The following is a 15,869-nucleotide window of genomic DNA, read 5'->3' on the forward strand; positions in this document are numbered from 1 at the left end:
TCCCAGACGGGGGGATCCCGGAGACCCCGGTGGTTCGCAGAGCTGAAAGGGTGCGGCCCCGGTGTGCCAGATCGTGGCGGTCTTCCTGGTATGTTCCAGCCAGTCCGTCAGGTAGACGGGACCGATTCCCAGGCTTCCTGCGATGAGTGAACAGATAGCTCCGTCAAGATCTCCCTCCATGGCGATAGGCAGGCCCTGCGAGACCAGCTGTGCCAGGGCAAGGTAGGGCCAGTGACCGGTCCGGGAGGGGAGGTCGGGCCAGCACCGGAAGGCAAGAGCGNCGAGCCCTGATTCCTGGTAGATATCCCTGAAGGCCCGGTAGTAGCGGGCCTGCATCGCCAGTTCCTCCGATGCTCCCGGGCTGAACCCCTCTCCCGGAGGAATTCCGAGATCACCCAGGGCCTGAAGATCCCGGGCGATCTCGTCGCTGCTGTAGCCCTCAACGCGGGAGAGCAGTTCGGTGGTGCTCACGTGGTAGAGGTGAGATCCAAGGGTTTCGGCCAGAAAAACCGGATCGGCATGAAAATCGATAAACCCCGGAGCGTGGTATCCGATGAGGCCGAAAATTTTCCCCCGGGTGCTCTGCGCTGCGTGAACGGTGAGAATTTCCCGGCGGAGCTCACCCTGCGTTTCCGGGTCATCGGGGTGGCCGTAGGCAAAGGAAATGTCGTGGCCCAGGTGGCGAAGTGTGGCAGCCATGGCGTGGGTTCCCACCAGAGAGTTGGCGCTTATCATGGAACCCGTCGGTTTTTCCGTGGTGGCCCAGAGCAGGATCGGCTTTTCCCATATCCGCGAAAGCAGGGGGGCCAGGCGGCCATCAGAGATGGTGGGTTGGACCACAACCAGAACGGTGACGCCCCGCTCCCGGCAGGAGTCAACACCCCTTCCGAGCTCGGCTTCGTCGGCGATGTTATCCGAGGGGATGTGCACGTCCCAGGGAAGTTCCTCGAGGAAGGCCCGGATACGGCCCGTAACCGCTGCTCCCCACTCCGGGTCAAACCCCGGTCGCTTCCGGCCCATAATCAGCAAGCCGATCGACGGGGGAGCCGCAGAAAGCTCCTGGTGGTGGTTCATAGGATTCTCCTTGCACAAACAGATGTTATTTTCAGAAACTAAGTAATAATACCGCAGGTCCCCCGTTCCGTAAAGGTCTTCTTCCCTCGGGAGTTTTCAGGGATGGCCCGGCGTGGTCCGTTGCGGAAACGTTACGGTCAGGCACGTTCCCCCGGTGCGGGTAATCTCGAGGGAGGCCTTTTCCTGGTCTGCAAGGAGTCGAACCAGGGAAAATCCGAACCCCGAGGATTCCTCCGGGTCCAGTTCCGGCGGGAGGCCGACCCCGTCATCTTCCACCTGAAGCGTGATGGAGTCCCCGTCGGGGGGCGCCATAAAGCGAAGGCTGATCCTGCCCGACTCCTTCCGGGGAAAGGCGTGCTTCAGGGCGTTCGTGACCAGCTCGTTTGCGATGATTCCCGCCACCGCGAGGGTCCTGCTCTCCACCACGGTATCGTCAGCGGTAATGGTCAACTCGATTCCCGGGGGAACCGGGAGCGCCTCGCCGATCGATTCAACCAGCGATTCCAGATAGCCCCGCGCCGATACGCGGCGGAAGTCGGGGCTTCCGTAGAGCTGTTCGTAGAGAACGGCCATGCTCTGAAGGCGTCCCCGGGCATCGGAGAGAATCCGTGCCGCCTCGGGGTTTTCCGTGGCTCCCTCCTGGAGACCCAGGATACCGGTCATGATGGCCATATTGTTTTTTATGCGGTGATGCACCTCGCGCAGGAGGAGTTCCTTCTCCTCCAGGAGCGCCTTGATCGTCTGGTCGTCCTCTCTTCGCTCCGTTATATCGTGGGCAACGGCCAGGACCGTTTCTGCAGCGGCATCGCAGCGTGTTATCTGGGCCTCGAAGCATCGCAGCGCTCCTGCAATCCCGATCTCGTACTCAAAAATCTGGGTCTCCCCCGACGCCAGGGCCAGGGCAATGATATCCAGGATCCGTTCTTCTTCCCCGGCATCGAAGAGGTCAGCCAGGGTGATTCCCTGGAGCGCCTCGGGAGGCACGGCAAGAATCTCCGGCCGTGCCGCGAAGACCTCCAGAAATTTCCCTTCCCGGTTGATCACAAAGACCGGATCGGGCAGGGCCCGGAGGATCGCCTCCTTTTCTTCGGCCAGGGCCAGGGCACGCTGCTGATCCCGGAACAGTTCCCGGGTAAGGTTCAGGGTGTGGTGCGCTACGGCCGGTCCGGCGGTGAACTCCAGGCACCCCTGGAAGAGCGCCTCGTCGGGAAGGTCCCGGGGATCCTCGTCGCCTGAGACCAGCCGGATCAGGGGATGGCCCTGGCACGCCTGGAGAAGCCCCTTTAGCAGATCCGGCCCGCCCAGATCCCGGGCTCCCCGGACATCGAGCAGCACCAGGTCAGCCGCCCTTCCCTCGCCACAGAGGGGCCTCCCGGCCGCGAGGGTTTCCTCGCCTCGGGGATCCACCATCACCAGGTAGCCCAGAGAGTCAAGGAGCGTTTGCAGGTGCCCGGCCTGTTCTTCCCGGGCGCACAGAATCAGGAGAAGAGGGTGATTGTCCGTTCTCATAATCTTCTTCCTTTCTCCGCTGCGGGCCGGAGGGCCCTGCACGCTTCCACCATTACCCGCTCCAGAAGAGACCTGCCGTAATCGGGAGATCCCGAGGGTTTTACTCCGGTGATTTTTCTCCTCCTGCCCAAAGAGTTTTGGCAATCCCCTCCAGAAGGGTTCCTGCCTTGTAGGGTTTCGGAACGTAGCCGTTCATGCCCGCTTCAAGAAAATGGGCAATATCGTCGGCAAAGGCGTGGGCCGTCAGGGCGATGATGGGCTGGTTCTTCCGGTTTTGTTCCTCCTCCCACCGCCGTATGGCCCGGGTTGCCTCGATCCCGTCCATCTCCGGCATGGATACATCCATGAGGATCAGATCGAAGGANTGGTCCCTGACCTGGTGGAACGCCTCCTGGCCATTGTCTGCGGCTGTCACCAGGCACCCCTGCTGCTCCAGAAGGCGTATCAGGTACAATCGGTTAATCGCCTCGTCCTCGGCAACCAGAATCCGGAGCCCTTCCAGGGTGCCGGTCCCGGCCCGGGTGGTGGGGTCTTCTCCGCTGGCTGTTTCCTGCAGGCCTCGTGCATCTGCGTCGTTCCCGGCCACAGACTCGGCCACGGGGGCAGGGATGGGGGCCGGAGGCAAGGGGAGCTTCAGACGGAAGATGGTTCCCTCGCCGGGCGTGCTGTCCACCGCCATCTCTCCCCTCAGGAGTTCCACCAGGGACCGGACTATGGAAAGGCCGAGCCCGAGACCAGCCGCTTTTACCGGTTCGTTCCGGTCCAGCTGGACGAAGGGATCAAAAATGCGGGAGAGTTCTTCGGGGGTCAGCCCCGGCCCCGTGTCCTGAACCGTCAGAAAGAGCTCTCCAGCGGTGTAGGAGAAAGAGACNGCTACCTCCCCCNGGGGGGTAAACTTGATCGCATTACTCGCCAGGTTTATCACGATCTGGGCAATCCGGTCCCGGTCCCCCGTGACGGATCGGGGAATACCCTGGCAGGAGAGAGAAAAGCGAACCCCCTTCTGTCGGGCCGCCTGGTGGAGCGTGTGATCGAGCCACTGCAGAAGGGGGGGCAGCTCGAAGGGNTCTGCTGTGACCGAGAGGGTTCCCGCAGAGATGCGGGAAACGTCCAGAAGGTCCGAGAGGACCCTCAGGAGCTGTTCCGATGCTGCCCCAAGCATCTGAACCTGGGTCTGTCCTTCCTCGTCCAGGTTTTGCTGGTTCAGCAGATCGATCATCCCCATCATGCCCTGAAGGGGGGTGCGCAGTTCGTGGCTCACGTTCGCCAGAAACCGCGATTTGGCGCTGTTCGCCTGTTCTGCCTGGGCCAGGGCATCGCGAAGCTGCCCCGTTTTTCTGGCTACCTGGCGTCGGAGCAAAAAGATCCACCCCGCGCTCCAGAGGACCGCCCCCAGAGCTCCACCGACAACAAGGAGAAGAATACCCGCCATCCTGCTGTGCAAAAAGGATGGTTCCTCCAGCAGGCCGAACCATTCCTGATAGATCTCGTCGTGGAGCCCCGTGGAACTCAGAATCGAGAGNCCCTCATTCAAAATAGCCAGAAGCTCGGTGTCCCCCCTGCGAACAGCCATTCCGTAGGGTCTGCGGAAGAGCGGCGGGTGGAGCATCTGCAGGTTTGTATAGTTTTTCTGCCGGATCTCCCGCATCCCCTGGCCCATGCCGAAGATCGCGCAGTCACCGATCCCCTCGGAGAGGGCCTTCAGAACCTGGGTCCAGTCCCGGACGGTGATAATCTCGCGCCCCAGTCCGTGGCTCAGAAGGTAATCGTGGCCAAGATCTCCTTCCTGGACAAGAATCACCGCCTCCTCGAGATCATCCGGCCCCGTTATGGGGGAGTCGCGGCGGACAAAAATGCCGTAGGAGGCGATCAGGTGGGGCACGGCGAACTGGTGAAGGTCTTCGCGCTCGGGACTGCGGTACATGCCGGCCAGCATATCGATCTCGCCTGCCTCGATCCTCCGGCGGGCCTCGGCCCAGGGAGTGAGTTCCACGGTGATCTCCAGCCCCATGATGCGGGCGATATGTTGGAGAATCACGATATTAAAGCCGTCGGGTTCGCCCCGGTCGTTGATGAACTCGAAGGGGGGGTAGTCCCAGTCCCCCCCCGCAGCGATGGTTCGTTTTGTCGTCAGCGAGGGGCGGTAGTCGGGCCGCGAGCCGTGTTCGAAGAGGGGGGCTTCTGTATCTCTGGCCGTGCAGGTCATGAGCGTTCCCGCCAGGGTAGTCAGGAGCCCCAGAAGAGCCAGCAGGGCCAGGATAATACGCAGGAGGTGAGATCTTCGGGTAGTATCGGAACATCCCATACCCCTAGTATGAGACAGGTCGNGGCAANTGGGTAGGGCAGGGATCGTTTCTCCGGAAAGTCTTCCTTGACCGGACCTTCCCTGTAGGGGTAGTATAGTTTCTTACAGACAGGAAGAAATGAAATTCATAACCAGGGGGATCCTGATGCAGAAAGCACCGGTCATTGTCATCATTGGAGCGGGAAGCGCCGTCTTCGGCCAACGGGCTATCTCGGCCATATTACGTTCAGAGCACCTCAAGGGCACCGATCTTCGCCTTGTCGATACCGACGAGTCGGCGCTGGAGCTTATGTACAACCTCGCCCAGGTGATGAACCGCCAGTGGGGATCAAGGGCCTCTCTCAGCGCGCACACCGATCGCCGCCAGGCCCTGCCGGGTGCGGATTTTGTGATTCTCTCGGTGCAGGTGGGCCCCCGGGAAGAGGTCTGGGAGAAGGACTGGCGCATTCCCCGGGATTACGGAATCTATCAACCCTACGCCGAGAATAGCGGCCCCGGGGGTCTGATCCACACCGCCAGAAATCTGCCTCTTATTCTGGCCATTGCCAGGGATATGGAAGAGCTCTGCCCCCNGGCCTGGATGATGAACTACGTGAATCCCCTGATCCGGTTAACCCTGGCCGTGACCCGCTATACCTCGATACAGGTGGTGGGGATGTGTCACCAGTTACTCTGGGGCTACGCCATGGCCATGGCGCTGCTGGCCGATCTCTACGACATCGATGTGCCCCGGGATGTGAAGATAGATACCAANCACGAGACGCGTCACTTTCGGGAGCCCCTTATGGCTGCGGGGCTTGAGCACCTGGACATCAAGGCCGCCGGAATCAACCATTTTTCCTGGGTCTACGATATCCGGGACAANGCCACGGGAGAGGATTTNTACCCCGCCCTGCGGGAACGATGGTTTCGGCCCGAGCGGGCAGATTTTGAACCGCTCTCCCGGGAGATGTACCAGATCTTCGGATTGATGCCGACGCCCAGCGACAGCCATCTCTGCGAGTTTTTGCCCTTCGTTCACGATCCTGTNAAGAANCCCTGGGAGCGTTACGGCCTCCATACCCAAAGCTGGACGGGGAATCACGCCCGGCGCGAGGTTCGGCGCGAACTCGCCCGAAAGATTGTTGCCGGCCAGGAGCCTGTTGAGCAGTTGCGGAACCTGCGGAGCGAGGGGGTTCCCGAGGTGATCGAGGGGATACACTGCAACCGGAATACCTTCATCCATCAGCTCAACCTGCCCAACAAGGGGTTGATCCCCAACCTCCAGGACGATGCGATCGTGGAGGTTCCGGGGGTGAGTTGCGGCCAGGGGGTGCAGGGACTGGCCATGCCCCCTCTNCCCGAGGCAATCGCCGAACTCTGCCGAAGGGAACTGGCCTATAGTTCCCTCGTGGTAGACGCCTCTGTAGCAGGAGACCGCGATCTGGCGCTGCAGGCGATGCTCCTCGACCCCGTGGTGAACGATGTGGAGAGCGCCCGTCTGACCCTGGACCATCTTTTGCGGGAGTTCGCCGAGTTTCTTCCCCAGTTTGAACGGTGACCGGTGAGCGCCATGGAACATAGCCTGTACCCGGAGCTGGAAGACCTGCTCTCCNCGGCGACGCTCTCGCNGGTGACGGGAGAGACCGTGGAAACCCTGGAGCGGCACCCCCTCTCGGCGGGCTTTGCCCATTCCGGAAGCGGGCTTGAGTTCGTCCAGTGTTGGGGGCCCGGCGGGGTGNCCGGGTCGCGTCTGGTCCTGAAGAGGGTTTCCCGGGAGTGGGACTGGCTGATGCGCGTTACGGGAGATACCCGGTGCCGGTCGGTCTCTCTCTGGAGCCTGGGTTTTTTTGATCAGCTTCCCCCGTGGTGCGAACCCCCGGTTCTGGCCTGTTCCCGGGACGGGGAGGGCCGGGCGCTCCTGATGAGAGATTTCAGCGGGGCGGTTATGACAAACCGACCCTTCACGGAGGAGATAAACCGTCTCTTTCTGGATACAGCGGCAGCGATGCACGCCCGTTTTCTGGATGATCCCTCGCTGGCGGGGAACGAGCCGGGCCTGTGTTCCCTGAAAGAGGTCTACGGGATGTTCTCTCCGGCTACAGCCAGAGAGGAGATTGCCCGGGGCCACGACGGGGAGATTCCCGCCAGAATACTCGAGGGGTGGGAAATGGCCCGGGACCATCTTCCCGCCGATGTGATGGATGTGGTGGAACCCCTTGTGCGCGATCCCGCTCCGCTCTGTCGGGCACTGCAGGCCTTCCCCTTTACCTTGATCCATGGTGATTACCGGCATTCCAACTTCGCCCTCACCCCCGGGCCTGACACTCCCCGTGGGGTAGTCCTTCTGGACTGGCAACTCGCTGCCCACGCACCGCCGGCGGTGGAGCTGGGACGATACCTTGGGGCAAACTCACCGTTGTTGCCGGAATCGAAGGATGCAGCTTTGAGCTACTACCGGGAACGGTTCTTTTCCGAGCTGAAAGGCCGGGACCGGTCTGGGCACGGGAGATCCTGGTGGGAGGCCCAGGAGGACCTCGCCCTCCTGGGGGGCTTTGTTCAGGACGGGTGGGCCATTGTCCTGAAAGCAACCCACTGGCACGTGGGCTCCCGGGACCGGGAGCACTGGAGGGCAGACCTGTCCTGGTGGGCAGACCGGGTTCGTCGGGGGGCAGAGCGCCTTCGGTAGTACCGGCCGGAGCAGTCCGGCCGGGNTCTCCAATGTAGCGAATCAGATGTAGAGAATCAGATGCAGAGAATCAGATGTAGCGAATCAGAATATCCGGCCTCGGGATCACTCCCGGAAGGGGAGATACGTCGTGAGGAAGCTGGCGCGGTTCAAGAAGGGGCCACCCCGGAATCTCTGTGAGGATCGCTGGCTCCGTTTCACCCACCAGAAGAGTATCCTCCGATTTCGCCCCCGGCAGCGAGGGGTTCCAGGCGCAGATCTGTCCCGGCGAGAGCCGGTCCGGTCCGTCCGGTAGCGCCAGGTATTCCCTGGGCTCGTAGCCCGCCACACCTCCCTGGTGGTGATCGGCCCAGGCCTGGGGAAATCCGGCCTGGCCGTAGGCATCACAGGCTCTCTGGAAGATCTCTCCTGTGGTGATCCCGGGGCGTGAGGCTGCGATCATGGCGTGGTCGACCAGGGCTACGGCGTTCTGGCGGTGACGGATCTCTTCGGGCGGGGAGCCGAAATGCACCATCCGGGTAAGCGAGACAACGAGACCCTGACGGCGACCGCAGAGAACAACCATGGCGTGGCGCCTGAGNATCTTCTCCGTTGGCAGGGGATGGCGGTACCGCGCTATCCTCTCGTCCACCGCCACCAGAGATACTATGGCCTGAATTCCCCTGCTTTGTGCCTGGTGCCAGAGCAGGGCAGCGATCTCCTCTTCGCTCTGTCCGGGCTCCAGAGAGAGGCATGTTTCCTGCATCGCCGCGGCGCAGTCAGCTCCGAGGCTCCTGGCACGGTCCTGTTCCACCGGAAGGAGTCGTGACCTGAGCCGGGAGATGGTGCTTCCCAGATCCACCACCTCCAGCCCGGGGACATTCAACGGAACATCGCACCCCGGCGGGAGGGGGGGGCCGGTGTCGGTGGGTATCGCCTGGTCTCTCAGCAGATCGGCCACCCCCCGGGGGGGTGCGTACCAGGGGGAGCTCTCCAGGCGCCACCCCGAGGCCACCAGGTGTTCCTCCTCCTCCAGACGGGGGGCCTCGATGGTGCTGGTTAGTAACAGGTGCTCCCGAGGTGTCACCAGGGCCATCACAGGGCCTTCGCTGCTGGCGGTGTTCACCCAGGTGCGGGCCCCGCCGGTGATCCAGGCCAGAGAGGAGGTTCTCTTCAGCAGAATCGCCGACAGGCCCCGCTCATCCATGAGATCACGAAGGAGCTGAAGCTTTGTCCCGGTCTCATCTAATATTTCTTTCATAAAATAAATTAAACACGGGTTTGGGGGTCTGTCAATCCGGGGAGGGTCCGAGGGGGGATGGGTCCTCGACGAAAAAAAAGCGCCACAATTGAAAAAAAATAGCCACGTATTTTTTTCTCGTGATATGATACAGCCCTGTAGTGAGCACTGCAGAAATTGCAAGGAGGAAACATGTCACGGAAGATTTTAAGTCTGGTATGTATCTTGTGTTTTACCGGGGCCACGATGGTCTTTGCGGGCGGAAGACAGGAAGGTGCCCACGCTGCGGGGGTGTATCAGTACGATGCCAGCGACTGGGATGCGGTGATGGAGGCGGCCCGTAAGGAAGGCAAGGTGACCGTGTATGCAACCACCAGTCGAATCCATGCTGCGGTAGAGAAGTTCACGCAGGAAACCGGTATTCAGGTTGAAGCAACACGTCTTTCAGAGGTCGAGCTGGTAGAGCGGGTCTATCAGGAGTCCCGATCGGGGGTGAATCAGGTCGATCTGGTCCTGATAGAAGATTATCCCAGCATGAAGGAGCTCCTTGTTGATAACGGGTATCTGGTGAACTTTATCCCGCCGTCAGCACAAAGGAGCGTTCCCAGCCAGTACCACGATCCCCTGACCTTTGCGTATGTTTCCCGTGTTATTGGGTATAACACCGAGAAACACGGAGATGATCCCTTTGAAAGCATTTGGGATCTTACCCTTCCCGAATATCGGGGACGTGTTATGGTACGGGATCTGGCCATTACCGGTGAGCACCAGAATGCCTTTACCGAGCTCATGCGTCGCGCCGATATCCTGGAAGCGGATTACGAACGCCGCTTCGGGCGTCCTCTGGAAATGGTTGAGAGCAATGCCGGTCTTGAGTTTCTTCGGAGACTGGTTGAGAACGATATTATTTTGATGACCAGTGACACAAGAATTGCCGAGGCCGTTGGACAAAGAGACCAGGATGATCCTCCCTACGGATTTTTCTACGTTTTTTCCAAGCATCGCGATATCCCTCGTCTTAATCTGGCTCTGGATTTCTCCGAGAATATCAATCCGCTCATCGGATACTACTACGGCCTGTACATTCAACTCGCGGGAGCGCCTCAGAACCCCAATGCTGCAATGGCGCTGGCCAACTACCTGATGACTCCCGAGGGATTCCAGCCGTGGATTAATGATGTCGGGATCTATTCAATGAGCACCGAAATTGGTGTTCACGAAGACGATATGCCCTGGGAGTGGTGGAAGGATCGCTTGTGGACATATGACCCCACTTTTGCAGCAGAAAATCGGGGGGTCATCCTCGACGCCTGGCTTCGCTTTGTTCAGCAATAATTTTTAACATCTTCTAGTTCCTGTGTCTTGTCCGCTCTCGGGAGAGCGGACAAGACAGCTCTTCATGAAAGGAATGTAATGAACACGAAAGCTCTCTTAGGCACGGTTCGCCGGAATGCAACGCCCCAGGTCATTCTNTCGATCGTTCTCGTGATAATACTGTGTTATCTCGTGCTCGTGCCCATAGCGGTAATGCTTCAGGAAACATTCACGGTTCACGCGATGGAGCGGTTCCAGATTCCGGGATCGCGGGTGGGTGACTTTACCACGCGTCATTGGGAACGAATGTTTACGGGGGATCATGCCTGGGCGTTTCTCTATCGCCCCCTGATCAACACGCTGATTGTTTCAATAACTCTTGCTGTTTTGGCGTTGATTATTGGAGGAATGTTGGCCTGGCTGGTGGTTCGCACGGACATGCCCTGCAAGAAGCTTATCTCCAATTTGGGAATAGTGCCGTACATCATGCCCTCCTGGGCACTTGCCCTGGCATGGATCACACTTTTCAAGAACAGGCGGGTTGGGGGAAGCCTCGGGTTGTTCGAGTATATAACAGGGGTGGCGCCGCCAAACTGGATCTCCTACGGGATGTTCCCCATAGTTATCACCCTTGCGCTGCACTATTTCCCCTTCGGATTCATGCTCATTGGGGGGGCGCTCAGGAATATCGATTCCCAGCTGGAAGAGTCTGCAGAACTGCTGGGCGCATCGAGATTCCAGGTGATCCGTCGGGTCGTGGCTCCTCTGGTTCTGCCGGTAGTGTTCTCAACATTTCTTCTGACCTTCTCCCGAGGGTTGGGAACCTTTGGAACTCCGGCCTTTCTGGGGGGGCCTGTCCGCTTCTATGTTCTTTCAACGCTGCTGCACTCAAACCTTGTCGGACAGCGTCCTGGCATGGGTTATATCGTAGCCCTTGTGATGATTCTTATGGGAATGCTGGTTCTCTATATGGACCACAAGGTGATCGGAGCCCGGCGCAGTTTTGTCACCATTTCCGGAAAAAGCGGAATGAGCGGGCTCGTTCGTTTAGGTGTTTTTGGCAAGCCCATCGCGGCGATGGTTCTCGTCTTTTTGCTAAGTGTGACAGTGATTCCCCTGTCGGTTCTGGCAATAGAGACTGTTATGCTCATTCCGGGAACGTATCGCCTGTCCAACTTCAGTCTTCATTACTGGATTGGCCCTGCAAGTCATTCTATTGGGCTCGCAACGGGAGAGCCGGGAATTCTTCGCAACAATCAGGTCATGGGAGCGCTTGCAAATAGTGTTCGTCTTGGTCTTGTGACGGCAGTCATCTGTGGCATTACGGGAATGCTCGTAGGATATACGGTTGTTCGACTCCGGGGAACCAGATTTTCCCGTTTCCTGGATCAGCTTTCGTTCATGCCGTATCTGATGCCCAGCATTGCCTTTGGCTCAATCTTTCTTGCCCTCTTTGCAGTACAGCGGGGACCAATCCCCAGCCTCTATGGCTCCTTTACGCTGCTGGTACTCGCCTGCACCGTAAAATATTTACCCTACTCCTCACGGGCAGGAATTGGAGCGATGATGCAGGTTGGTCCGGAACTGGAAGAAGCGGCGATCATGTTTGGCGCCCGATGGACCACCAGAATGCGGAAGATCATTTTTCCCCTGCAGAAGTCCGCCTTCTTCTCGGGGCTCTTGCTTCCCTTCATATCAGCCATGCGGGAACTGAGTCTTGTGGTTCTCCTGGTAACGCCCAGGACGCAGACAGCCACGGCCATCACCATGAGGTTTACCGATCGGGGCTGGTATCCCTATACCAATGCGATCATGCTTCTCATCGTCATCACCATTCTTGCAACAACAGTTGTCAGCAGAAAGCTCATGAAGACCGATCTTGCAAAAGGACTTGGAGGATAATAACAAATGGCTAGCATAGTATTGAAGAATGTGACGAAACGTTTTGGTTCCGTCGCAGCTGTTGATAAACTCGATCTCGAAATTGAAGACGGTTCCTTCACAACCCTCCTTGGTCCCTCGGGTTGCGGGAAGACCACCACCTTGCGTATGATTGCGGGACTCGAAACTCCCAGCAATGAGGGTGAAATATGGATTGGTGACCGATGTGTCTACTCTGCCAGTAATGGTGACTATATACCTCCGGCGCAACGCAAGCTGGGTCTGGTGTTCCAGAGCTATGCTCTGTGGCCGCATCTGACTGTATTTGATAATATTGCCTTCGGTCTCCAGATCGGGAAACAGGCAAAAGCGGAAATTGTAAGAAAAGTAGGTCATATCGCAGAGATTCTTTACATAGGGGATCTTCTCCAGCGATTTCCCAACGAACTGTCGGGGGGGCAGCAACAGCGAGTCGCAATCGCCCGTGTCCTTGTAATGGAACCAGCTGTATTGCTCCTGGATGAACCCCTGTCAAACCTGGACTCCAAGCTTCGAATGGATATGCGAGCCGAGCTGAAACGACTTCATGCAGAGACAAAATCGACCATCATCTATGTAACCCACGATCAGCTCGAGGCGCTCACCATGTCCACGAAAGTTGCTGTCATGAACTTGGGGAAACTGCAACAGTACGAAGATCCCATGTCTGTTTATCATTTTCCCGCGAATACCTTCACAGCTGATTTTATCGGCAACCCAAAGATAAACTTCTTTCAGGGAGTGGTTACCCCAGCCAGGGAACTTCCGGGAAAGGGAGTGGTTGTCACTGCAGGAGAGCTGACCGTAAGGATCGACGATGCAACTATGCCTCCAGCCGCGGGCCATAATCCTCTGCCGGTAAAGGTGGGTGTTCGCTCAGAAGATTTCGTTGTATCTGCCTCTCCTGGTGAAGGTTTGGTGCAAGGGTCGGTGTACTCTATTTTGCCTGCCGGATCCCAGTGGTATCTGAAAATCCGGATTGGCGGGGAAATTGTTACGGCAACCGTGTATCATGATCCGGAACTGGATATTGATGACCCTGTTTGGGTAGGTGTAAAGCCCGAGCGTGTAAAGTGCTTTGATCAGTCGGGGGAGCTTGTATGCCGGGTGTGAGGTCTGATGGGGCAGTTGAAGAGATAATTCTTTTGCTTGGTCACGGGGGGAGCGGTCGCACCGAGGCGATCCGGGCCTTCGACCTCCTCGGCATCCCGGGAGTAGATAATCTTCCTCCGCAACTGTTGGAACCATTTGCCGGGTTCAGGCAGAAAAAGTCCTTTTCCGAGGAGGGGCTCTGCGTGGTTGCTTTGGATATGGCGGATGATGAGGCCGTTTCTGCGGCCTCGGAGGCCCTGGACAAGCTGGAAAATGCATCTGTGCCGTATCGCATTCTCTTTCTGGAATGCCAGCCAGCGATAGCAAAAGAGCGCATTCAGGGAAAATCCTCGTACCATCCCTCGGCGGGCACCGACCTGTCTGCCTTGATTCAACATGAGAAGCAGATGTTGCAGCCCCTGAGATTCAGGGCCTCGGAAGTTCTCGATACATCGCAGCTGTCGATATACGACCTTCAGGAAAGGCTCAGTTCGCTCATAAAGGGAACCTCCTTTCATCGCAGCATTTTTATTGATATTTTTTCTTTCGGCTTCAAGTACGGACCCTTCCTCCCCGCTGACATTGTCTTTGATGTTCGGTTTATAGAGAATCCCTATTATGTTCCTCACCTTCGTGATCTCACAGGGCTTGACCGGGAGTGTGCGGAATATGTCATGGAACAGCCAAACACAACCTTCTTTGTCGAGACCCTTGTGTCGCTCCTCTCCACCTTGGCACCTTCCTACTCTCGGTTGGGAAAAGCCCGGCTCCGGGTGGGGATTGGATGTACCGGCGGCCAGCACAGGTCGGTGGCCGTGGCTGAACGTATCGGCGCTGAAATTGACCGGCAGGGATTCCGTGTTGCTGTTCATCACAGGGAAAGAGGGACTGTCCAGAGTGACTGTACTGGATGAGATTGCAAAACATGAATCGCAGTTTTCCCGCGGTCACAGGAGGATAGCGGAACTCATTCGCTCGGCCCCTCATGAATGCGCCATGCTCAGCATCACCGATCTGGCAGAGAGAGCTGGTGTGAGTGAGGCAACGGTAGTTCGGTTCTCCCGGATCGTAGGCTTCTCCGGATATCCCGACTTGAAGAATGCATTGCAGCAGCGTCTGATGGAACGGGTGTCATCGTGGAAAAGAGTTGAGCAGACACTCGCGGAGATGCCGGATCATTCCTCGGTTATGGACAATTTTGTTGGCCGACAGATCGAATATATGAGGCTCATGGTCGAGCGAATTCCCGATGATCTGATTGATCAGGCAGCGAGAGAAATCTCGAAAAGCCAGAGAATCTGGCTTTTTGGTGAGGGTGCCGCTGCGACTCCGTGCCACGCATTACAATTCTGGCTGGGGCGTTTTGGACTGCATGTCCAGATGATAACATCCTCAGGGAGGNGACTATTTGATGATGTTGTGCGAGCAGAAAAAAAGGACTGTCTCATTATGCTCGCCTTTGGCCAGAGCACACCTGACGAAGTAGCTCTTCTCGACTGGACCAGAAAATGCGGTGCCACACGAATCCTGATCACCGATACGATGGTGCAAGCCCGCTGCGAAAAGGCCAGCCAGGTCCTTCAGGTGGAGCGCGGGCCCATGGGGGCTTTTCATTCAATGGCAGTGCCTGTTGCTCTGGCGGATGCAATAACGCTTGCGACTGCACGAATCATGGGGGAACGGGCCGTTGAGGCGGTAAAGGATCTGGAGAAGCTCAGGAACCGGTATATCACGTAATCCAAAAGATTAGAGGGGGAACCCGAAACTCCGAAGATCATAATTTCTGATAATCCTATTTCATTGTTTTCTTGTTTAAAAAAGAAAGGTATACTCTTGGAATATGGGTACAGGAAAGAAAAAGAAGAGTGCCGGGAAAGAAGGATCTGTCGCCAGGGCGAGCAAGACCAGCAAGACCAGCAAGGCCAGCAAGAAGAGCAGGCCAAAGCAAACCCGGGGGTTCCACCTTCGGTTGCGTGCCAAGATGCTTCTTGCCTTTGGTTCGCTGGCCTTCATCATCCTTGTTGCCGGGGGAGTGGGCGCCGTGCGCATTGCCGGGCTTCACCGGGATGCGCGTCGCCTCACCGATCGGGCCACACCCTACCTCTACGCCATCATGCAATCCCGTCTGGCCGTTACCCAGGCCCAGTTACTGCTGGAGAACGTGATCGCCGGCGTGGAAGATCAGGACGAACTCGAGCGGGTTCGGACGCTTTCGGCTCTGGCGAACCAGTATCTGAACGCAGTTCTGGAGGGCGGGACTGTGGAGGGCGCAACTTTTCTCGCCACAACTTCCGAGGATGTTGAAGTTGCCCTGCGGCAGCTTCAGACCTTTACCATGTCCATGCGCAGCATGGTGGATAACAGACTGAACTTTTTCCAAACCTCCGGGCGGGACAACGTGACGCTCCGGAGGGGGTTTATCCAGAATCAGCAGCAATACGAGGCCTCGGCCGAACGGGCCCAGGCGGTGATTAACCAGGAAGTGGCCCGAACCGTGGCGGTGATGAACGCCAGCGCTGCCCAGGGGATGCGCCTGCTCCTGGGGGCCACGGCGGTGAGCCTCGTCCTGGCCCTGGTCCTGGCGATCGGCCTCTCGCGCCACGTGGTCAACCGGGTGCGCCTCACCCGGGATATCGCCAGGAAACTCGCCACGGGGGACCTCACGGCCCGCGTGACCGTCCGGGGCCACGACGAGATCGGCGAGATGGGTCGGGATATCTCCTCGGCCGTGGAGGGGCTGAACCGGATCGTGGGAACCGTGGTGGAAC

General features: G+C 58.2%; 11 protein-coding genes. 8 read left to right on the plus strand and 3 right to left on the minus strand.

Going from position 1 to position 15,869, the window contains the following annotated elements; genetic code table 11:
• Nucleotides 1-1,170: 1,170 nt before the first annotated feature.
• Entirely contained in the window at nt 1,171-2,583 is a 1,413-nt protein-coding gene (locus tag B071_RS18405; protein WP_018526531.1) for a sensor histidine kinase, read from the minus strand.
• Between the two features lie 100 nt (nt 2,584-2,683).
• On the minus strand, nt 2,684-4,888 hold the full coding sequence (locus B071_RS18410) for a transporter substrate-binding domain-containing protein (protein ID WP_018526532.1): 2,205 nt from the start codon (nt 4,886-4,888) through the stop codon (nt 2,684-2,686).
• 145 nt (nt 4,889-5,033) lie between these two features.
• On the opposite strand from B071_RS18410, the gene B071_RS0107745 reads away from it, so the two are divergent.
• Together B071_RS0107745 and B071_RS0107750 are read left to right on the plus strand one after the other, a co-directional pair.
• Nucleotides 5,034-6,428: a family 4 glycosyl hydrolase gene (locus tag B071_RS0107745; RefSeq protein ID WP_026245082.1), complete on the plus strand. Its 1,395-nt coding sequence runs from the start codon at nt 5,034-5,036 to the stop codon at nt 6,426-6,428.
• 363 nt (nt 6,429-6,791) lie between these two features.
• Complete coding sequence (locus B071_RS0107750; RefSeq protein ID WP_438829643.1) at nt 6,792-7,556, plus strand: phosphotransferase; 765 nt, start codon at nt 6,792-6,794, stop codon at nt 7,554-7,556.
• 70 nt (nt 7,557-7,626) lie between these two features.
• On the opposite strand, the gene B071_RS16565 is transcribed toward B071_RS0107750, so the two are convergent.
• Nucleotides 7,627-8,796, minus strand: coding sequence for a M24 family metallopeptidase (locus tag B071_RS16565; RefSeq protein WP_018526535.1), 1,170 nt, complete (start codon nt 8,794-8,796; stop codon nt 7,627-7,629).
• Nucleotides 8,797-8,967: 171 nt separating this feature from the next.
• On the opposite strand from B071_RS16565, the gene B071_RS0107760 reads away from it, so the two are divergent.
• From B071_RS0107760 to B071_RS0107790, 6 genes are all read left to right on the plus strand, one after another.
• On the plus strand, nt 8,968-10,110 hold the full coding sequence (locus tag B071_RS0107760; RefSeq protein WP_018526536.1) for an ABC transporter substrate-binding protein: 1,143 nt from the start codon (nt 8,968-8,970) through the stop codon (nt 10,108-10,110).
• Between the two features lie 285 nt (nt 10,111-10,395).
• Entirely contained in the window at nt 10,396-11,991 is a 1,596-nt protein-coding gene (locus tag B071_RS0107765) for an ABC transporter permease (protein WP_438829644.1), read from the plus strand.
• Between the two features lie 6 nt (nt 11,992-11,997).
• Nucleotides 11,998-13,122 carry an ABC transporter ATP-binding protein gene (locus B071_RS0107770; RefSeq protein WP_018526538.1) on the plus strand — a complete coding sequence of 375 codons (1,125 nt, stop codon included), beginning with the start codon at nt 11,998-12,000 and terminating at the stop codon, nt 13,120-13,122.
• Nucleotides 13,110-14,015 (plus strand): RNase adapter RapZ, encoded by a 906-nt coding sequence (locus B071_RS16570; protein WP_018526539.1) that lies wholly within the window; start codon nt 13,110-13,112, stop codon nt 14,013-14,015. The genes B071_RS0107770 and B071_RS16570 overlap by 13 nt, the downstream gene beginning before the upstream one ends.
• Complete coding sequence (locus tag B071_RS0107780; RefSeq protein ID WP_169336316.1) at nt 13,999-14,838, plus strand: MurR/RpiR family transcriptional regulator; 840 nt, start codon at nt 13,999-14,001, stop codon at nt 14,836-14,838. The genes B071_RS16570 and B071_RS0107780 overlap by 17 nt, the downstream gene beginning before the upstream one ends.
• Before the next feature lie 103 nt (nt 14,839-14,941).
• The coding region (locus tag B071_RS0107790) for a methyl-accepting chemotaxis protein (RefSeq protein WP_157703081.1) at nt 14,942-15,869 on the plus strand (928 nt) is incomplete at its 3' end.

Source organism: Alkalispirochaeta alkalica DSM 8900, from assembly GCF_000373545.1.
Classification (GTDB): domain Bacteria; phylum Spirochaetota; class Spirochaetia; order DSM-27196; family Alkalispirochaetaceae; genus Alkalispirochaeta; species Alkalispirochaeta alkalica.

Excerpts from the sequence above, each read along its gene's own strand:
- B071_RS18405 (WP_018526531.1), bottom strand. The coding sequence starts at position 2,583 with ATGAGAACGGACAATCACCCTCTTCTCCTGATTCTGTGCGCCCGGGAA.
- B071_RS0107750 (WP_438829643.1), top strand. The coding sequence starts at position 6,792 with ATGAGAGATTTCAGCGGGGCGGTTATGACAAACCGACCCTTCACGGAG.
- B071_RS0107760 (WP_018526536.1), top strand. The coding sequence starts at position 8,968 with ATGTCACGGAAGATTTTAAGTCTGGTATGTATCTTGTGTTTTACCGGG.
- B071_RS0107765 (WP_438829644.1), top strand. The coding sequence starts at position 10,396 with ATGTTTACGGGGGATCATGCCTGGGCGTTTCTCTATCGCCCCCTGATC.
- B071_RS0107770 (WP_018526538.1), top strand. The coding sequence starts at position 11,998 with ATGGCTAGCATAGTATTGAAGAATGTGACGAAACGTTTTGGTTCCGTC.
- B071_RS16570 (WP_018526539.1), top strand. The coding sequence starts at position 13,110 with ATGCCGGGTGTGAGGTCTGATGGGGCAGTTGAAGAGATAATTCTTTTG.